This is a genomic window from Gleimia hominis, from assembly GCF_032085515.1.
GTDB lineage: Bacteria > Actinomycetota > Actinomycetes > Actinomycetales > Actinomycetaceae > Gleimia > Gleimia hominis.
In genome coordinates, this window is sequence record NZ_JASXSX010000001.1 from 220,671 (window position 1) to 240,747 (window position 20,077).

Annotated in this window: 14 protein-coding genes and 2 tRNA genes; 4 read left to right on the forward strand and 12 right to left on the reverse strand. The window is 57.1% G+C overall.

All coding sequences use genetic code 11. The annotated features are described in order from the left end of the window. Positions 1 to 77: 77 nt before the first annotated feature. The 3 genes from QS713_RS01040 to QS713_RS01050 all read right to left on the reverse strand — a co-directional run bounded on the left by QS713_RS01040 (position 78) and on the right by QS713_RS01050 (position 5,072). A complete protein-coding gene (locus tag QS713_RS01040; RefSeq protein WP_313273687.1) occupies positions 78 to 800 on the reverse strand; it encodes a methionine ABC transporter permease in 723 nt (240 codons plus the stop codon). 32 nt (positions 801 to 832) lie between these two features. After that, the gene (locus QS713_RS01045) at positions 833 to 1,879 is read right to left on the reverse strand and encodes a methionine ABC transporter ATP-binding protein (protein WP_313273689.1); all 1,047 of its coding nucleotides are present in this window, start codon (positions 1,877 to 1,879) and stop codon (positions 833 to 835) included. A 148-nt stretch (positions 1,880 to 2,027) separates the two neighbouring features. Then, the gene (locus QS713_RS01050) at positions 2,028 to 5,072 is read right to left on the reverse strand and encodes a right-handed parallel beta-helix repeat-containing protein (protein WP_313271734.1); all 3,045 of its coding nucleotides are present in this window, start codon (positions 5,070 to 5,072) and stop codon (positions 2,028 to 2,030) included. Positions 5,073 to 5,429: 357 nt separating this feature from the next. Here QS713_RS01050 and QS713_RS01055 point away from each other — a divergent pair, with 357 nt between their 5' ends. Beyond that, positions 5,430 to 9,206, forward strand: coding sequence for a glycosyl hydrolase family 95 catalytic domain-containing protein (locus tag QS713_RS01055; RefSeq protein ID WP_313271736.1), 3,777 nt, complete (start codon positions 5,430 to 5,432; stop codon positions 9,204 to 9,206). Between the two features lie 142 nt (positions 9,207 to 9,348). On the opposite strand, the gene QS713_RS01060 is transcribed toward QS713_RS01055, so the two are convergent. After that, positions 9,349 to 9,786, reverse strand: a complete 438-nt coding sequence (locus tag QS713_RS01060; RefSeq protein ID WP_313271737.1) for a fluoride efflux transporter FluC — start codon at positions 9,784 to 9,786, stop codon at positions 9,349 to 9,351. Next, the gene (locus QS713_RS01065) at positions 9,783 to 10,538 is read right to left on the reverse strand and encodes a fluoride efflux transporter FluC (protein WP_313271738.1); all 756 of its coding nucleotides are present in this window, start codon (positions 10,536 to 10,538) and stop codon (positions 9,783 to 9,785) included. The genes QS713_RS01060 and QS713_RS01065 overlap by 4 nt, the downstream gene beginning before the upstream one ends. A gap of 205 nt (positions 10,539 to 10,743) precedes the next feature. Between QS713_RS01065 and gluQRS the strand changes: the two genes are divergently transcribed. Further along, positions 10,744 to 11,670, forward strand: a complete 927-nt coding sequence (gene gluQRS / locus QS713_RS01070) for a tRNA glutamyl-Q(34) synthetase GluQRS (protein WP_313271740.1) — start codon at positions 10,744 to 10,746, stop codon at positions 11,668 to 11,670. A 55-nt stretch (positions 11,671 to 11,725) separates the two neighbouring features. Here gluQRS and QS713_RS01075 read toward each other — a convergent pair whose 3' ends face one another. After that, on the reverse strand, positions 11,726 to 13,321 hold the full coding sequence (locus QS713_RS01075) for an MFS transporter (protein ID WP_313271742.1): 1,596 nt from the start codon (positions 13,319 to 13,321) through the stop codon (positions 11,726 to 11,728). A gap of 232 nt (positions 13,322 to 13,553) precedes the next feature. Continuing rightward, positions 13,554 to 14,900, reverse strand: a complete 1,347-nt coding sequence (mgtE, locus tag QS713_RS01080; protein WP_313271744.1) for a magnesium transporter — start codon at positions 14,898 to 14,900, stop codon at positions 13,554 to 13,556. 74 nt (positions 14,901 to 14,974) lie between these two features. Between mgtE and QS713_RS01085 the strand changes: the two genes are divergently transcribed. Beyond that, positions 14,975 to 15,850 (forward strand): fructosamine kinase family protein, encoded by an 876-nt coding sequence (locus QS713_RS01085; RefSeq protein WP_313271746.1) that lies wholly within the window; start codon positions 14,975 to 14,977, stop codon positions 15,848 to 15,850. 217 nt (positions 15,851 to 16,067) lie between these two features. On the opposite strand, the gene QS713_RS01090 is transcribed toward QS713_RS01085, so the two are convergent. Beyond that, a tRNA-Arg gene (locus QS713_RS01090) sits at positions 16,068 to 16,140 on the reverse strand. A gap of 176 nt (positions 16,141 to 16,316) precedes the next feature. Between QS713_RS01090 and QS713_RS01095 the strand changes: the two genes are divergently transcribed. Beyond that, a tRNA-Ser gene (locus QS713_RS01095) sits at positions 16,317 to 16,403 on the forward strand. A 54-nt stretch (positions 16,404 to 16,457) separates the two neighbouring features. Here the strand turns inward: QS713_RS01095 and QS713_RS01100 are convergent. From QS713_RS01100 to QS713_RS01115, 4 genes are all read right to left on the reverse strand, one after another. Next, the gene (locus QS713_RS01100; RefSeq protein ID WP_313271749.1) at positions 16,458 to 16,679 is read right to left on the reverse strand and encodes a hypothetical protein; all 222 of its coding nucleotides are present in this window, start codon (positions 16,677 to 16,679) and stop codon (positions 16,458 to 16,460) included. Between the two features lie 119 nt (positions 16,680 to 16,798). Next, positions 16,799 to 18,139: an AGE family epimerase/isomerase gene (locus tag QS713_RS01105; RefSeq protein WP_313271751.1), complete on the reverse strand. Its 1,341-nt coding sequence runs from the start codon at positions 18,137 to 18,139 to the stop codon at positions 16,799 to 16,801. After that, a complete protein-coding gene (locus QS713_RS01110; RefSeq protein WP_313271752.1) occupies positions 18,139 to 19,041 on the reverse strand; it encodes a carbohydrate ABC transporter permease in 903 nt (300 codons plus the stop codon). The genes QS713_RS01105 and QS713_RS01110 overlap by 1 nt, the downstream gene beginning before the upstream one ends. Further along, complete coding sequence (locus tag QS713_RS01115) at positions 19,038 to 20,051, reverse strand: carbohydrate ABC transporter permease (protein ID WP_313271754.1); 1,014 nt, start codon at positions 20,049 to 20,051, stop codon at positions 19,038 to 19,040. The genes QS713_RS01110 and QS713_RS01115 overlap by 4 nt, the downstream gene beginning before the upstream one ends. Positions 20,052 to 20,077: the final 26 nt, after the last annotated feature.

The window sequence follows — 20,077 nt, forward strand, 5'->3', positions numbered from 1 at the left end:
TTCTTAAAAGTCGAAATGAGTTTGAGGTAGTGCTGGCCAGGTACGCTAGTTGGGGACCTAACCCGGCTGGTGGTGGCTCAGCGGTGGTCCACCAGCCGGCTACACATGTCGCCTACCATCTGCACGATCTGCACGATTACGTACACGCCAATTACCGCCAGCACCATTACGTCTGGCATGAAGCGGTTGTACCCGTAGTTCATTGCGAGTTGCCCAAGGCCGCCGCCGCCGAGCGCACCCGCCATCGCCCCGTAGCCAATGAGCGTGATAGCAAGCACTGTGATGGCGTCGATGATCGCCGGGAGGGCTTCGCGCACCTGCACGTCACGCATTATTTGCCCGCGAGTGGCCCCCATCATTTGTGCGGCTTCTATCTTGCCGTCGTCCACGCTCCGCACCGCGGTTTCCACGAGGCGAGCGAAAAACGGGATGGCCGCTACTGTCAGGGGGACAACCGCTGCTTTCCAACCGATTGAGGAACCAGCCACTAGGCGGGTAAACGGAATGATTGCGATCATCAGAATGAGGAACGGGATGGACCGCCCAAAGTTCACGATGAAGGCCAGTACTTGGTGCAACGGCTTGTTGGTGAATAGGCCGCCGCGGCCAGTTGCAATCAATACAAGCCCAAGGGGAAGGCCAATGATGACGGTAAACAGGGTTGACAGCCCCGTCATCGCTAACGTTTCCCACACGCCGGGCCAGAACGCGCGCTGTACCGCGGGGTTGTTGAACCAGGTTTCGTCGCCGTTAGCCACGAGTGGCACCCACGCGTGCGTTAACGACGCGGTGGCGGGCATCAGGGCAGCTCCTATGTTCGATAGCACCGCGCTCATGCCCTCACCTCCGCATATACTTGATTATTTTTTAGTGTTTCAATAATTTTATCCGCATGGTATTGCGGGACGCCTAGTGCTAACCGCCCTACCTGCACGTTAGAGAAAGATTCGAATGTTCCCGCGAGCACGTCAGCGCCCATTCGGGAGGCCAGTGACATCACAGTTGATCCCGTGGGTACCCCCGGGGTGGAGGTGAACATGGTGTCTATAATCGTGAGGTCTTGCGCTACCGCTTCTTCGGCCAGGGACGGCATGGGAACTAGTTCTTGCGCAAGCTTCGAGGATGGATTCGCCACGATCTGTTCTATGGAACCGGATTCAACGATTTTTCCGTGCTCCAGCAGCGTTGCGGAATCGCAGATTGCGCGCACCACCCCCATTTCGTGGGTGATGATAATGATGGTTACGCCCATTTCGTCGCGGATCTGCGCCAAAAGGTTGAGGACTTGGCGGGTGGATTCCGAGTCGAGCGCGGACGTGGGTTCGTCGCACAACACTACTTTTGGTTTCGCCGCGAGCGCCCGCGCTATCCCAACGCGTTGGCGCTGCCCACCGGATAGTTGCGCGGGGTATGAGGTACCGCGGTTCCCCAGGCCAACTAGTTCTAAGAGTTTTTGTGCGCGTTCGCGCCGCTCGTGCTTGGGGGTGCCCGCAACTTTCATGGGGTATTCCACGTTCGCGAGTGCGGTTCGGGCGTCCAGTAGGTTAGCGGATTGGAACACCATGCCGATGCTGCGGCGTTCTTCCCTAAGTTGGGCGTGCCCCAGCTTGGTCAGTTCTACACCCCCGAGGGTCACGGAACCTTCAGTTGGTGATTCCAATGCGGTTAAGCAGCGAATCAGTGTCGACTTGCCGGCACCGGACTGGCCGACAATACCGTGAATAGAGCCGCGTTCCACACTGAGATTAACGTGGTCTAGGGCCACAACTTCGTTGCCGCCACGCACCGGGTATTTTTTTGTGAGATCCCGCAGTTCAATTAGCGTGCCTGGCGTATGCCCATCTTCCGGACTTGTTTGCCCCGCATGTTCGGGCAACATGTTTTGCGCAGTGTTAATAGCAGGGCGACTCATAATCCGAGCTCCTTTCACACTGGCTCATGTTGTACGGTGCTGATTCGAGCCTACACTGTGAAAATTCGATTGCTCAAACGAGTCCAAAAATAGACCCTAAAAGTGATCGGTATCATTATTTTCTGCGTCGCAACAAGAGCACGCCCCCTAGACCAGCACAAACAGCGGCTGCTGCCAACCCCAACACGGGTGCTCCCGTACGTACCAACTTCCGCACTTTCTTCACCGCCGGCTTCTTGCCCGGCACAGCAGACTGGTTCTGCTTTCCAGCTGCCGGTTGCTGCGCTGGAGTGGTGGGATCGGTTATTTCAGGCGCGGGTTCCACCGTTCCTGGATCCGACGGTTCTGTCGTGCCCGGGTCATTACTGCTGATGCGGTCAATGACAAACCGGTAGGTGTTAGAGGTAATCCCGTCTGCGGCGCGGACCGTAACTTCAAGCACGTTCCGGCCGCGCAACAAAGTGCCTGCGAACTCAGTTGGTTCCACCGGCTGCCCATTGAAAGTGGCCGTGACTTCAGCATCCGCATCCGTTGCCGTTAGTTGGCCCAAAATAGTTTTCGCACGATCAGCTGCGAAATAATGCAACTGGCCTGCAGTAAACTTCCAATCGCGTGAAAGGCCCGAGAAAACAGCTTTCGACAGGGTAGCTACCGACGACGGGTGGTCACGTAACGAGTCTGTTTCTTGCCCAGCTACACCCTGACCGGCCTCACCTTGACCATCTTCACCTTGATCAGTTCCACCCTGACCAGCCCCACCTTGACCAGCTTCACCTTCTTCAGATCCACCTTCTTCAGATCCAGGCGCGGTTTCCACATCAGCTGGTTTAACCGAAACCGCTACGACTGGGCCCGGTAGGCGCCGCTCCCCCGCTAAAACATAGGTTTGCACAGTGGTCTGCCCAACGCTCATACCAGTGACCACCCCGGCACTATCCACCGTGGCTACAGCAGGATCCGCGCTAACAAAAAACACTTTCCCAGACTCACCTGCCACCCGATCTTGTGCAGCAGCATTTTCCGCACCGCTAGTATCTTCTGCGGCAGTATTCTCGACAGCACCAGCGTCTTGTGCAGCAGCATTTTCCGCACCGCTAGCATCTTCTACAGCAATCCCACCGTCTTGAGGCGCGGTGCCATCACCCGAGTTGTCGAGTTCACCCGCATCCATATTCTCTAGCTCTGCTTGCGGGTTGAGCCCAACATCGTACGTATTATTTGCAAGCACCACTTGCTTACTACCGTTGAATGCGAACAGTTTTTGCTCATTCACAGGCTTAAACACCGGCCGGGCTTTAATATGGTACGCCCCGCCCACAGGTACCTCAACAGCCTGGCCACCATCTATTTGCACACCATCGGACACAGTTTGCCGATACACGCGGTTGGACACAAACCTCAAATTACTAACTGACTTAGCATCCAAAACCCGCTGATCCGACACGTAAAACGTGTTGTCCTCAATTGCCATGTTCTTATGCACCGTGTCTTCACTAGACACCGTGGGGTTAGTTGGCTCCACCAAAATCGCTTGCGCCCCAGACCGCTGGAAAGTGTTCGCGCGAATAGTCACATCCCGCGTCGGCCCCGATTCGTACCACCCCTGGGCATCATTCGAAATATAAATCCCAGCCATCCCCATGCCATCAAACAGGTTGTCTTCAATCAGAACCTTCCCCCGGGTAGTAACCAAAATCCCACGCGTAGGAGTTTCTTTGAAAACATTATTCTTAATGGTCACATTCGGCGTGTAGGTAATGTTTTCAACCACGTGCTCGTTCACTGCTATTTCTTGAGGAATAGGCTTATCGAACGTAAGAATAGTATCTGTTAAACTACCTGACCCCTGCCCCAGGTTTCCACCCTGCCCGTCCGGACCATCTACAGCCACCACTGTGCGCACCGAATCGCGCACCGGAATCATGTTGCCCTGCGTCATGAACTCCACTTGGTCTCCCACAAAAAACGAGGGGAATCCAGCGGTCTCGTTATGCATGTACCGCACGCGGACCTTCCGATCAGAAATCCGCTCCACCACCTGCTGGAAGGTTCCGTGAATATTAATCGGATCGTCATGTGGGTTAGAGAACGTGGAGTTAGTTACCTCAACCGCGCCCTTGCAGCCAGACATTTGAATGAAATCCGCATACCCAGCGGTGCTGCGGCCCGTTCCAACTCCCACGCCAAAGTGGAGGTTGTTCATCTGCACCGTATCCGTCGACTGGCCCACTACCCCGAAACCGTGTAGGAACCGAAAATCAATCGTATCCAAGCGGACGTTCTTGTCTTTCCATAAGAAAACCCCTGGGTGGTCGCGCACTGTCTGCCGCATCTGGTAGCTTATTCCCCGCGCGTTTTTCAGTTCCGACTCCATCTGGGTGTAGGAAAACTCGAGCCGGTTGTTCCCCAGGTCTTTCACACCGGCCACGTGTTTGAAAATCGGGTTGTTCCACACGTCGCCTCGCACTGTTAATCCACTTTTCGTGTCGTAGCGTTGCACGTACGGCAGTGCGTTTCGCTCCGTCCAGTAGGCCTCATGCGTATACGGACTCTTATCGGAAAACCATTCAACGTCACTGCCTTTAACCCGGTATTTGTACTCTTCTGGTACGTAAACGGTAGCGATCCCGGCATCCGGATCCACCGCCTCAACCGTTAAATCAATCGCAGACGGAACTTCGAAGTCTACCTGAAAGTTTTTGAACGAAACATTCTCACTATTAATCGCCGCGAAGGTGGTCATTTTCCCATGGAAGATAATTTCAGAACCCTGGCCATCCACGGTTATATTCTTTGTATCTTCAAGCAGCATGCCGATACGTTTTTCTTTATATGAGGCGTCCGCCCCCACCGTATTAGAAACATACAGTGTGCGCTGGGGTGCTTTATCCGGGTAAATATCGTATCTACCCGCAGGGAACACGATCCGCACGGAAACGCCTTTTTCTGCCATAGTTTTCGCCTTCGCGATAGCTGCCTTGACAGGCTCCGCCGCATCCTGCTTCGAATCTGCCTTCGCACCGAAGTCAGCAACCGACACGGTTTGAACCAACTCGTCTGCGTACGCAGCCGGTGCGATTACTGCAAGCAGCACGCATAGAACAGCGGCAGTTACTGCGCCAACTAGGCTTCTCGCAGTATTTAGGGCTTTGAACGACATTGTGATCCCTTTCCGTCCCCCTGCGCAGACTAGCGGGGCAGAAGAATCCACTGTTGTGAAACCGCTGTACACCCGTTTTTATCTGCGAGGTTTACCCGATTATGCCAAATGCTGCGCGTTAACAATCGGCTGTTAGCGCGCCAGGTCTGCTTTGAAGCTAGCACACTTAAACTGCCTGCAATGCGGAATTGACGACTCAATCTGCGCACGGTCTGATTAGTTGTGCGCAGACCTGCTCAAATGGGGTTAGAGGTGATCTGAATCGTGTTATTCTTTCGTAAGTGCTCAGCTTTGAGCACGCTGTTTCGTAATCTAACCCGGCCTACCGGCAGTGACGCCGATATAGAAAAGAAAATCATGAGCAGATTTGGCAAGCTAATAGGGGGCGTGCTGACCGCCTCATTAATACTGGCTCCCATCACCAGTTTCGCCACCACTCAAACCAGCCCGCGCAGCGGCGAAAATAGAATCGAGAATACGCAGGCCAACATGATTTTGCGGTACAACAAACCCGGGGTCATAACCGACGCCGACGGCTCCACCGACGGGTGGGAACACGAAGTACTCCCCATTGGTAACGGCTCGATGGGCGCCACCCTCTACGGACAGGTGGGGGCCGAACAGATTGTCCTCAACGAAGACACACTATGGACCGGCGGGCCAGGAACTGAGGGGTACAACTACGGCAATCCACCCGCCGACCTCCTCAAGCAGAAAAAAGCGAACCTGAAGAAAATCCAAGAAACCATTGACGCAAAAGGTAGTTTGGAAGCGTCGCAAGAACTAATCAGCTCAATCGGACACCCCAAGGCCGGATACGGTAACTACCAAAACTTCGGGATCCTCAAAGTAGACACCCCAAATGCGCAGAACTACACGCAATACGAACGCCACCTAGACATCGACCAAGCCGTTGCGGGCGTGCAGTACAACGTGGGGCAAACCCAGTTTAAACGCGAAGCCATCGCCTCCTACCCCGCCGGGGTTATTGCCCAGCACATCAGTGCGAACCAAGGCACGGCTGTGAACTTCCACCTCACCTACGACCGGGGGTTGCCCCCCGAGTTGAAAACCCCTCAAGCGCTTTCTGAAGCTGAAGTAAAAGCAGAAGGCAACGCGATTACGCTAAGTGGCAAAAGCCCCGACAACGGATTGCAATACTACGGCAAAGTACAGGTGGTTACGGAAGGTGGCACGGTGACGGCGGGAGAAAATGGGGACCTCACCGTTAAAGACGCCGACAGCGCCACCATAATCTGGGCGGGCGGCACCAACTACGCGCAAGCCTACCCTAACTACCGCACGCAAACAGCACCAAACACCGCAGTAGACCGCAAAATAGCGCGGGCCGCCGCGACCCCGTTCGCAACCCTGCGGGCCAAACACGTGCAGGACTACCAACAGCTGTTCAACCGAGTGAAACTCGACCTGCACGCCCCCACACCAAACACCACCACAGACCAACTGGTGCGCGCATACCAAGGAACTACCGACGCGGACCGGTACCTCGAAACGCTCTACTTCCAATACGGCAGGTACCTACTCATCTCCTCCTCGCGCGAAGGCTCCCAACCCGCGAACCTGCAGGGCGTGTGGACCCGCAAAAACAACCCACCGTGGTCAGCGGACTTCCACTCGAACATTAACTTGCAGATGAACTACTGGCCTGCCCTCACCACGAACCTCGCGGAAACCTACGACCCGTACCTGAACTTCACCTCCGACCTGGCGAAAGCCGGGCAGGTGACTGCAAAAGAACTGTTCGACGCGCGCGGCTGGGTCGTGATGAACGAAACCAACCCCTGGGGGTTCACGGGCGTATTCGACTGGCCCACGGCCTCATGGTACCCAGAAGCGAACGCGTGGCTCGCACAAGGTTTCTACCAGCGCTACCTGTACACCAACGACAAAACCTTCTTGAGGGACCGCGCGTACCCGATGTTAAAGGCCACCTCTGAGTTCTACCAAGACTTCCTGCGCGAAGACCCGCGCGACGGATCCCTAGTGTTGAACCCCTCGTACTCGCCTGAACACGGCTACTACACGGCCGGCGCCGCGATGAGCCAGCAAATAATCACCGAACTATTCACCTCCACGCTCGCGGCCGCCACAGACCTGGGGGTTAGCGACAGCTTCACCGAAGGGCTCACGCAGACCCTCAAGAAAACGGATAAAGGCCTGCGGGTGCACAACGGGAAGGTGCAGGAATGGAAAGACCCTGCGCTGGAACAATCAGGGGAACCGCACCACCGGCACACATCGCACCTGTACGCCCTGTTCCCAGGGGAAGCGATCTCACCGGCCACCACGCCGGAACTAGCTGACGCGGCGAAAGGTACGCTGAGGGACCGCGGGGACGGTGGAACGGGCTGGTCGAAAGCGTGGAAAGTTAACTTCTGGGCGCGGCTAGGTGACGGCAACCATGCGCATCTGATGCTGCGGCAACTACTGACGCAATCGACGTACCCGAACCTGTGGGACGTGCACCCGCCGTTCCAGATTGATGGGAACTTTGGGGGTACCTCGGGGGTAGCGCAAATGCTGCTGCATGGCAATGACCAGGTGATTGACGTGCTTCCAGCGCTGCCGGGGGCGTGGCGGTCCGGTTCCGTTTCTGGGTTGCGGGCACCGCGCAACGTGACGGTCAATGCGCAGTGGAAAGACGGGCAGGCCACCACTATTGAGGTACATTCGCAGGATGCGCAAACGTTGAGTATTCACACTGCCCTAGCCCAAGGCCCCGTTGTGGTTCGGAATGCGGATGGTAACGAAATTAAAACCACTCGCAAAGATGGGGTAGTTACGTTTGAGGCGCAAGCGGACACTTGGTACACGCTTACGGGGACGACTTCGCTGACAGTCAGCTGCCCCGCACAGATCAACGCTGGTCAGCAGGCGGAAGTGGCGATCACAACCCAGGGGATTTCGGGGAACGCGAAACTACGCACGTCAGTGGCGCAAAACTGGCAGGTAGCACCCGCAGTGGCGATTGCGCCGCGGGACGTGCAGCAAGAAGGCGCGGAACCGATTGATGAGTACAACCAGCGGGCCCTCACTAAGCCCGCACGGTTCAGTGATGCGGCTGACGGCGCTAAAACCACTACGGTTAAGGTACGCGCCCCAGAGGACACGGCGGGCACCGCAAAACTGCAGGTCACGTTAGAGGCAGCGGGTGACCAGTTGGTGCGCGAATGCTCCACCACGGTGGTGGACACCGGGGTGGTGCCGATGGGAGCTGCGAAAGTAGTGGCGTGGGATTCGCAGGCCACCGAGGGGGAGGCCCGCCCCTCTGGTTTAGCGACCGCCGCTATCGACGGGGACCCGCAGACGTATTGGCACACGCGGTGGACCCCTCAGGTTGATGAACCCCCTCATTATTTAGTAGTGGACCTGGGGAAGGAATACGACCTGACGGCTGCGATTTACACGCCGCGGCAAACTGGAGCGGTGCAGAACGGGCAGATTGGTGAATACGAGTTCAAGGTCGCTACCGACACTGAACTGCCTGAACCGGGTGCGGACGATTACGGTACCCCCGCCGCGGGTAACACGGATGGGGTGGCGGCGTTCCCACTTGATTCTGAGGACGCGTTCCACGCGGTGGCGCAAGGCCAGTGGCCAAACGCTGTGTACGAGCACCAACGCGTTGACTTAGAGGCCGATGGGCCGGTGAAAGCCCGGTACGTGATGCTGAAAGCGGGCGCGGATGTGAAAGGACAACCGTTCACACATGTTGCGGAACTGAGTTTCCGGCAGCAACCCGAAACCCCGAGTGCTGAACTGGAAGCCGTGCCCGAACCGGACTATCCCAAACCAGCCACCGGGATCGTTCCGGGCCATGAGCCTTCCGACGGGCCTTCTGAGGGGCCTGCCGGCGGATCTTCTGGAGGTCCTTCTGACGGGTCTTCCGGCGGGCCAGCCGGCGGGGCGGGAACTCCAAGCGCCCCTGCGTCGAAGCCAACTACTGGAACTTCCAAGCCAACCCAGAAAGCCGGAGCGCAGCAGAACCAGCGCGCAAATGGCGCCCAGAAGTCTGGCATTGCCCGCACGGGAGCGCTGGCGATAGTACCGCTGCTGCTAGCTGGAGGTGCGCTCACAGCAGTGGGAATTGGGCTTAAACGCAGGCGTCACTAACGGGTAGCGCCTGGGTGGCGCGGCTCGTAGCAACCCTCAAGTGCGGAAATCTAGCAGCCCTCGGGTGCGGAAGCGTTACGGCGGCAGTGTAGCGCCGCCCAAACAGGAACCTCGCACACTTCAGGCAGGAACCTCGCGCCCCTCAGGTAGATAACCAAAGGCCGAACCCGGCGGTTAGCACGCACAGGACCGCGGTGCCCACACAAGTTAGGAATGCGGCTACCCAGGTTCGGGCTGATCGGGCTACGCGCGCCATGGTGTACACGTCCATCATGGCGGTTGAAAACGTGGTGTACCCACCCAAAAACCCGGTGGCGACCACTAACCACACTCCCGCGTATTGCGAGAGGAACCCGAACAGCACGCCCATTACGAACGAGCCGATTAGGTTAATCAACATGATTGGCCACGCGAGCGCGCTGATCCGCCACACGGAGGTGCGGGCGGCCTCATCCAAATAGGGCGACAGCGTGGTGGATCCCGTGTGGGCGCTCAAAAACCCGCGTAACCGTAGTTCCGTTGCGTACCGGCACAGTGCTCCAAATCCGCCTGCGAACGGCAGTAGTATCCAAGCGATCATGCCACTCCCCCCGACTCACTTTCGCCTTCAGAGTCACAAGAGCCTTCAGAGTTACGCGGGCGGCCAGAACGTCCAGTGTCGCCAGATTCACCAGCTTGTTTTTGCGATCTGCCCGGCTTTTTGCAGCCACCAGGTCCCCCAGCCTGTTTTTGTGGCCGTGCGGTTCCTTGCCCGAGTTGGCCAATGAACATACCTGAAAACACCGCCACGTAGCCGAGCAGCAGCACCAAGCCGCCTTGGATGACCGCGGAGAAAGCCGCGCCCTGTGACACCTCACGCGCTAATGCCAGCGCGAACGACGAATATGTGGTAAACGCCCCTAAGAAACCCGTGCCGGCAAGTAGTTTAATCCGATCCCAACTGGGGTTATTGCCGCGTTTACGCGCCCACAAGCCAGTAAGTACCCCCATTAGGAACGCACCCACCACGTTCACCAGTACCGTCGAAGTTGCAAGTGGGGTTTCCACTTGCATGAGGGTAATTGCAGGCCCGGTGAATAAACGGAACCCACCGCTGACAAGCGCATCCATGACCGCGCGGGTGGTGGCACCAAGTGCTCCGCCAATAAATACCAATGCGTAGGGGTTGAGGTGGTAGGTGCGGGCATTTACAACATTTGGCCCGTGGTTCTCACGGGCATTCGCTTCGGGTTTCGCGCGGTTTCCGCCGGCAAATGCGTCGCGTTGCCCACCGTTTTTACCGGCACCAGAATCGCCTCTGAACCACGTGCGCCGGCCGTTGGAAAACCTCATGAAACCCCTCCCAGCGGCCAGTTTATACGCCATTCCCATCGGCCCGTAAACCACGTGGCTGCTCGTGCGAGGAGGATCACCGGCCCGTAAACCACGTGGCTACTCGTGCGAGGAGGATCACCGGCCCGTAACCCGCGCGGCCGCTGACGCGCATAGAGTCACCGTCCATCAACCACGTGGCTGCTTGCGCACATAAAATAAGGGGGTGAGTAATACTGGTCGTTTCGCTCCCAGCCCGTCTGGGGACCTGCACGTAGGGAACCTGCGGACCGCGTTGCTGGCGTGGACGCTGGCTAGGCAAACTGGTCGCCGTTTCGTTCTGCGGGTAGAAGATATAGATAGGGTGCGTGAGGGGGCAGCGGCCCGGCAGGTGCAGGACCTGCGGATGCTGGGGTTGGACTGGGATGGGCCGGTGCAGTATCAATCTAAGCGCCGCAGTGAACACCTGCAGGCATTGGAAACACTGCGGTCTAAGGGGTTGCTGTTTGAGTGTTTTTGCTCGCGCAAACAAATCCGAGAGGCCGCGGTCGCACCAAATGGTCAAGTGGGCCACTACCCGGGGACGTGTCGGAATCTGGATGCACACCAGCGCGATCGCAAACGCGCCGAGTTGCTGCAGCAGGGGCGTCGCCCGGCGTGGCGTTTGAGCCCTCAAGTGGAAAAATGGCCGATTGAAGACGCGGTTTGGGGGAAGCGGGCGGACCCGATTGACTGCGTGGTTCTACAACGGGGGGACGGCGCGGTGGCGTATAATCTGGCGGCGGTGGTTGACGATGCGCACGCGGGGGTGGATCAGGTGGTGCGGGCGGACGACTTGCTGCAGACCTCTTCAACGCAAGCGTATTTAGCCCACGAGTTAGGGTTCGCCCAGCCCACATACGTGCACGTACCCCTGGTTGTGAATGCGCGTGGGGACCGGTTAGCTAAACGCGATGGGGCGGTGACTTTGCGTGACCTCTTGGCCCTGGGGTACTCGGTGAGTGACGTTATCGAGACAATTGCCAGGTCGGTCGGGGTTCAAGCCACTACTGCCAAGCAGTTTTTGCACCGCTTCGAGTTAGCACGCATGCCCCACTCCCCCTGGGTGTTTACCCCACCCCAGGCACTTACCCCTCCCGCGTCACAACGCTGAGGTACTTCGCACCTGATTGCGTGCGATTGCCTGCGATACAGACCAGTCTGCGGTCTTAGTTGCGGAGCCGGTCGGCGCGACGTTTGTCTACCCAGCCGATGCTTATCGCAATGGTTTGGATACCTAGCACAATGCACAGCGCGGTCACGGTTCCCCACGAGTATCCCACCGCGGGCACTGCTGCGAAGAACACTGCGGTGATGATCGCGTTACCGATTGCGGTGGCGAGGCGTTCCACAGTTTGTTTAACCCCACCGGCAGCACCACCGTGTTTGACGGGCACTTCATCGAGGGACAGGGTTTGGTTGGCAGACCCAACCGCGCCTTGTCCGAACCCAAGTATTGCCAGCGTTAAGATCACCCAGTAGATAGATAGGCCAAACATTTCGTGACACGCCACCACGACGGCGGTCAGTGCGGTACCGACCATCATTGTGCCGAGCGCGATTTGGATTACTGAACGCCCCCAGGTGAGTGCCCGTTCGGAAGACCAGCGGGCCGCAAACATAGAAACCAGTGCGTTCGGTACCGAGAAGCTCCCGGCCGCCAGGGCACTGAACGCAAGACCGTTTTGTAAGAAAATAGCGGAGATGACGAATATGGACGTGGAGCCTAAGAAGTACGCGCCGGACACGGCTGTGCCGAAAGAGAATGAGGGGATCCGCAGCAGATCTGGATCCACCATCGCGTAGTTACCGCGGTTCTTATACCAGTTCTCCCACGCGTACCAGGCGAACAGCAGCCCGATGCCCGCAGCGAATACCAGTAGTAGCCACCACTTGAAAGTGTGGGAAGTGAACGGCAGCATAATTCCCAGCACAGCGGCGGTAACGAGTAGCGCACCAACGGGGTCAAGGTCGATCTTCTGCTTGGGTCGCGGCTCGCCGCTGGTCGCGTCGGGCTGTGCTGCAGCGGGGCTTTGCCCACGGTTTTCGCGTTTATTCCGGCGGTTGTCGCGCCGCGCTTGCTTGCGAGCACGCCGCCGCCGAATCCACATTCGTTCGCGTTCAAACGGCAGCCAGATGAATGCGAGTGCGATACCAAGCAGGCCGAGGGGCAGGTACATCATGAATGTGTATCGCCACCCAACGGTTGGGCCGAACAGGTTAATGATCGCACCGGCAATCGGTGGCCCCACTGCGACCGCAACGGCCACTACCATGCCGAACATGCCGAACGCTCGCGCCCGGGCTTGGCCCGAGAAGGTTTGTTGGATAATCCCCATAATTTGCGGAGAGTAGATACCCCCGCCGATGCCTTGGATGATGCGGAAAATGTTCAGGTGCGTCGGGTCGGAAGAGATTGCGCACAGGGCAGAGCCGATGGTGAATATCACCAGGCCGATTTGGAACAGTAGGCCCCGTCCGAACAGGTCCCCCAGCCTCCCCGCGGGGATTAGGGAAATACCGATCGCGAGGGCGTAGCCAGACAGTACCCACTGCAAGCTAGCGTCCGTGGCGTGTAGGGATTTACCGATTGTTGGTAGGGCAACATTCACGGACGACACGGCAACCAGGGACATCGCTAGGGGTACTAGTAGTACCACGAGGATCCTGCTGGGTGTGAATACGCGTTTTACGCCTGGGATGCGGATTTCCCCGCTGTTGTTTTCGCCTGGTTGTTTGAACCCTTCTTCTTTGCCAACTGACAAAGTCGAGCCTTCTTTCTGCACGTTGTTCTTCAGTTTTCGATCTTCTCAGACTTCGCAGAAATGGAACAAGCGGAAATTCGTAAATCACATTTCTGCGTTTACGCCCGGCGCGTCGCCTAATGGTTGGCGTGCACACACCCCGCCCCCACAGTGTGTTCTACATGTAACCATGGGGGCGGTTTTATTTTCGTTTGAGGTACTTGCGTGGGCAGTGCAAGCACCTTCTGTTTGCTTATATTCCGAGTACGGTTTTGGCGATGAGGAAGTAAAGGATCAGGCCGGTGGCGTCACAGAACGTGGAGATGAAGGGGTTGGAGAACACTGCGGGGTCTGCACCCACTACCCGGGCGATGATCGGCATTACCCCACCGACGGAAGCAGCCATCGTGCAGATGGACAGCAGTGTCAGCCCGATCACCAGGCCGATCTGGTAGTTGAACACGAGGGAGGCGAGGATGAACCCGATTCCCCCAAGCACGGCACCGAGGGTGAAGCCAACGCGAACTTCCCGGCCTAGTACGCGCACAACGTCGCGTTTCTCCACGTCTCCGAGTGCGAGGGCACGGGTGACGGTGGTGGCTGCTTGGTTACCGGTGTTCCCACCCGTACCGGTGAGTAGGGGGATGAACAGGGCTAAGGTTACGACTTTGTCGAGTGTGGATTCAAACGTGTCGAGCACGTGCACGGTGAGGATTGCGGATAGTGCCAGCACCAGTAGCCACACGATACGTGACCGCACGATCCGCAGCACTGGGGTCGCGAGGTAGGGTTGGCCCAATGGTTCGGACGCACCTGAACGCGCGGAGTCTTCGGTGTCCTCAACTTCAACAATATCTGCGGCGTCGTCCCACATTAGGAGGCCGACGTAGCGTTCCTGACTGTCCACTATCGGCATGGCTAGTAGGTCTAGGGGAAGGAACCAGCGGGCTGTAGTTTCGGCGTCGTCGTTAACGTGGGCGCGCACGGCTTCTGTCATGAGTTCCGAAATTATGGTTGATGATTCCGCCATAAATAGTTCCCGCAGTGACGTGACGCCAACGAGTTTGCGTTGCCTATCGACTACCGGCAGGGTGTAGATGGTTTCCATGTCGTTTGCTACGTGCCGGACGATTGCGAGCGCGTCGCCGACTGTCATGTCGTCGTGGATGTCCACGATTTCTGGAGACATGTGGCGGCCGATTACGTCTTTTGGGAACCCGAGTAGTTTGCTGGTGGATTCGCGTTCTTGTTTTGTGAGGTTGGAGAACAGTTTGCGCGCCACGGATTGTGGTAGTTCGTCCAGTAGGGAAACTCGGTCGTCTGGGTCTAGTTCGTCGAAGAACTCGAGTACTTCTTCGGTACGCAGCGCCGTGATGAGGTCCGCTTGGTGTGCGGGGTCGAGCGTTTCGAATAGGCGTGAGGCGCGGTCTAGGTCGAGCAGGCGCAGCACCACTGCCGCTTTGGCTTTCGGGATGCGTTCCACGAGTGCGGTGAGCTCTGGGATGCTCAGGGAGGTTATTAGGGCGGAAACCTCTTTCGCGTTTTTCGCGGTGATACTTTGCGATAGCAAATCTTCTATTTGCTCTACGGTTTCTTCCATGATGCCTCCTTCGCTCCCCCGTTACCCTATCGCATGGACGCTCATTAGAGCATTATGCGTGAGAGGGTAGTTGCATGGGTATTTCTAGAATCGATGATGTTTACATTAAAACGGACAGTATCAATCCTACTAACACTGAGCTGGAAGCGTTTAGTTTAACCTGGCTGGCGGAAGGTGAGGAGTATGGTGGTGCACACGTTGTCCCGGTGGTGAGTGTGAAGCGCGGTGAGTTGCGTACGCGCGCGGTTGGGGCCGGTTCGGTTACGCGGGCGGCGGCACGCCAATTTGGGCGGGCGCTGGCGGTGACGCATGCGGTGGGCGCGGATTATTTTGGTCAGCCGCCAGCGGGGTGGAGTGGTAATGGGTGGATGGGCCGCAGTGAGCTGGCGTATCCGTCGGCGGAGCGGGCTTTGGATTCGTGGGGGGCGTTTTTGGCGCGCGATAGGATTTTGCCGAACCTCAAGCCGGCTGTGGATAATGGTTCGATCGATGGTCGGGGCGCGGCGGTGGTTGAACGCTTGTGTGAGCGTTTGCGCGACGGTGAGTTTGATAGTCCTCAACCTGGTTTGGTGCGCACTGCGGCGGCGCGGATTCATGGGGATTTGTGGACGGGGAATGTGATTTGGTCTGCGACTGCGGATTTGCCTGAGGGGCCGCGGCGCGCGGGTTTAGGTTCGCGTGAGGGCGCAGCGTTGGCGGATGTGACGGGGGTGCTGATTGACCCGGCTGCGCAGGGTGGGCATGCTGAGTCTGATTTGGCTGCTCTGGGTGTGTTTGGGCAACGTTATTTGGAGGATATTTACGCGGGTTACAACGAGGAGTCTGCGCTTGCGGATGGGTGGGAATCCCGGATTGGTTTACATCAGCTGCACATGTTGATTGTGCACGCTAATCTTTTTGGTGGCGGTTACGGAGCCGAAACCGTTTCGGTTGCGCGGCGTTATTTGTAAGTCGGTTGCTCGGCGTTACTTGTAGTTGGTTGCGCGGCGTTACTTGTAAGCCGGTTGCGCGGCGTTACTTGTAGGGTTTGTACGCGGACCGTGCGCAAGTTCTCAGCCACTGCTGTTCTTAGCCGCTGCCGCTGGTGAGGCTGTCCGGGTGTGGCGAAATTGGGAGGGAAATTAAAATATCTCCTTCCCGGTGGGTCTCACCAAGAAGGAGATGGGGCGCGCTCGAAGGGATTCGAACCCCCAACCTTCTGATCCGTAGTCAGATGCTCTATCCGTTGAGCTACGAGCGCTCAGTTTTGAGCGGCTGGAATTACCGTTGACCGCTTCAACCTGGGTTTAACTTTAGCTGCCTGCGATGGGTTTTTCCAAATCAACGGGCTGTAACACTAAGCACACTTAATGGCACGGCGTTTTGCGTGCGTTCAGTTTGGTAGAATCTTGTGTGGCCGTTAGGCTATTACCCATTGGAGATGTCGCATAGTGGCCTAGTGCGCCTCCCTGCTAAGGAGGTTGGGGCGTTCGCCCCTCGCGGGTTCAAATCCCGCCATCTCCGCAAAAACCCCGTTGTTTCGTTGAAATAGCGGGGTTTAGCTCGCCCTACATGCGGCTAGAAAAACCCGAAGAAGTCATCCTCTGGGAACATTAGGGAGTCTTCTTCATACTCGTAATACGTGGCCATCGTTTCATAGTCGTCTACGACATCGGATAATTCTACCCCGCGTTCATGAGCTTCCTCGGCGAAACGTTCCGGACGAACCCCAGTGCGGTCCGAAACCGTCTCCATAATTTTGCGTTCTACATCATTCAAGTTACCGAACTCTTCGTCCACTCCCCCACCTTCTTTGGCTCATACATGCTAATTCAGACCTACGTCACGGTAGTTATTATTCAATCCTCAGCATAACTAAAATGTCTGAGCGTATTTCAGACTAGGGGGTATAAGAAGCTTTAGGCGTGCGCTGCCTCGGCGAAGGAAACCGCGTAGTCCCCATCAGGCAGTACCAGGGCCTGGTAGGCGTGGTAGATCTCCGGCATACCTGTCCACGTTTTTTCTGACAGTTCGTTGTTCTGATCCAGTTCTTCGCGCCACTTACCCGGTGCAGTAATCAGGTACTTGTCCGCGTACTGCCACCACTGTGCTTCCCATTCCTCATACTTAGGATCCACTTCAAGCCCCCACTCGGCCTGCGCGTGGCGTGCCACGTATGCTGCGTTCAACGCCTCGCACACCACCCAGTGCATCCGCTCATGCGTTACCGCACGTCCCTCAAAATCAGTGGTGTACACAAAACCAGGCGCACCATCTACTTCCCAACCATCCTGAACTCCCGCGTGAATTAAGTTGAACGCGTCCTGTGCCCAAGCCACGTCTTCCCCTAAACGCGAATACACAACGGCAGCTTGCAGCGCTAACCGCGCCCACTCAAAAGCATGGCCCACGGTTGCACCAAACGGGCGGAACGGGTCCGCAGGCTTATCCCGGTTATACTCCGGTTGCGGCGTCCAATCCTGCGCATAATGCTCCACAATCCGCCAGTCGTTACCACGCGCGCCCTCAAGCACAAACCGGCAAATCGCAACCGCACGATCCAAATAACGCCGCTGCCCCGTAGCATCGTAAACCGCTAAGAAAGACTCCACCGTATGCATATTCGCATTAATCCCCCGGTAAGAATCAAACTCCGACCAGTCTTCGTTAGCGGCCTCCCGCACCCGCCCAAACTGCGGTTCCCACCAGTATTTCTCCGTCAACCCCAGTGCCGCGTCCAATAGTTCTTGTGCCTGAGGGTGCCCTGCTTGCAATGCCGAAGCGGCGGCGAGCACCACGAACGCATGCGAATAAGACTGCTTAACCCGATCCGCATCCGTAAACGGTTCCTGCCCGTTCGCTGTTACTGCCGCGAACCAACCGTCGTTAACTGGGTCCCGCAGCGAATGCAGCAGAGCGTGAATACCGTGGTCTAGCAGGTCGCGCGCCTGCTCGTTCCCACGCAGCACTTCGCACGCATACACGTGGGTGAACCGGCCATTAATCCACAGTTCTACACCGTGGTCAGCCTGATGCTTCCCGTTCGCGTCCAAATACCCAAAACCACCGGGCAACTGCGCATTCTTAGAAAACTCCACCAACGCATCCCGCTGCACATGCCGCCACTGCTGCGATGGAATCCCCTTTAGAGCACCTTTCCCCTCAACGCCTGTGGTAGAAAGCGAGTGTGCGTCAGCAGCGTCGTTCACATTTGAGGTGCCTGCATGGTCTGCGTGCATATGATTTTCTGGTTGTGTCATTATCCTTTAAGAGCTCCTTCTTCAACGCCGCGGAAGAAGAACCGCTGCATGGTTGAGAAAATAATAATGATAGGAATCAGTGCAATCACCGTTCCAGCAGCCACCACGCGCGGGTTGGACCCGAAGTTAGACTGCAGGTACTGCATCCCCACCGTCAGGGTGTACTTCGCCGGGTCGTTCAGCACCACCAGTGGCCACAAGAAATCGTCCCATGCGCCAATAAAACTGAACAGTGCCACCACTGAAACCATGCCCCTCACGTTTGGCCACACCACGTAGCGGATCCGCTGCCACGTGTTTGCACCATCAATTGTAGCGGCGTCCAAAGTATCCTTCGGGATCATCCGGCACGAAACCGCCATGAGCAGAACGTTCATCGCCCCGATCGCACCCGGTAACCACACGCCCACCAGGGAGTTATCAAACCCTAAGCCCTTAACCGTTAAGTACTGGCTGGTTAGCGTAACTTCTCCCGGCAGCAGCAGGGTAGACAAGAAGATGCCAATAATAATTTTCTTAAACCGAAACTGCATACACGCAATTGCATAGCCCGCCAAGGTTGCAAAAATCGTGTTCGACACAACGGTTGCCACCGCCACCAGCACCGAATGCAACCCGTAATCCAAAATTGGAACGCGCCGCGCAACCTCCGCATAGTTCGCCATCGTTGGCTCAATTGGAATGAGGTTCGGTGGAAACTGGTAAATATCCTCCGCAGCCCCTTTAAAAGAGGTAGACAACTGCCACACGAACGGGCCCACCGCTAAGATCAGCAGCAAGATCAGCAGCACATACTTGGCGATGAACAGGGTTGGGGTCGCGTGCTCATACGGCAGTGAACCACGCTGATACCACTTCAACCGCGCCACTTTACCGCGCCCCGGTTTCACCTGCGCACTCATTGCCTTCCACCTTTCTGCACAACCACACTCCCGGTCGCAGCAGTTATGCCACTGCGGTGCGCGTCAGCCTCACGGGCCGCAAGTTTCGCACCGACCCGCTTCTTCTTCTGACGGTCCTCCCGCCACTTCTCAATCGTGGCTTTACCGCCATAGTTCATGTACGCAACAAACAACAGGGGGCCAACTGTTAAGAAGAACAAGGCCACCGACATTGCGGATGCGTACCCCAAGTTCCCGTTCAACCCCGAACCGATCCGTTTAATCAGCATCACGATCGACTGGTCGAGCCCACCGGGGCCACCCGTACCATTCGACAGCACGTACAGTTCAGAGAAAATCCTCACGGCCGCCACACACACCAGGGCAGACACCAGAGCCATCGCGCCTTTAACACTCGGAATCACGATCGAAGTGAAACGCCGCCACCAAGAGGCACCATCAAGCGTCGCGGCCTCTTGAACCTCACGCCCCAAATTCGCTAGTGCCGCCAAGTAAACGACCATGTAATAGCCCATCCCCTTCCAAACTGTTAACGCAATGGAACACAACAGCAACTTCCACCGGTCCACCAGGAAGTTAATGGGTTGATCCACCAACCCAGCCATCTGCAGGGCCTCATTGACGATGCCGCGGGAGTTAAAAATCCACGCCCAAATAATGCCCACAACCACCACGGACGCAACCACCGGGAAGTAGTAGGTGGTGCGGAAAAACCCGATGCCAGGGATCTTCTTTTGCACCAGCATGGCTAGCAGTAGCGGTAAGAAAGTTAGGAGCGGCACGCATACGACCACGTACACGAGCGAGACGATGAGTGCCGCCCCAAACTGGGGGTCATGAAACAGGTTCGCGTAGTTCTCCAACCCCGTGAACTCAGCTGGTCGCAGCGGCCGCGCATTCGTGAACGAGAGGAAGATGGTGTTAATGAACGGCCACAGCGAGAACACTAAGACCCAGAGCACAGCTGGCCCCGCCAAAAGGTAGGGCGTATACCAACGATGTGTTTTCATGACCCGATCCTTATTATCTACCCGAT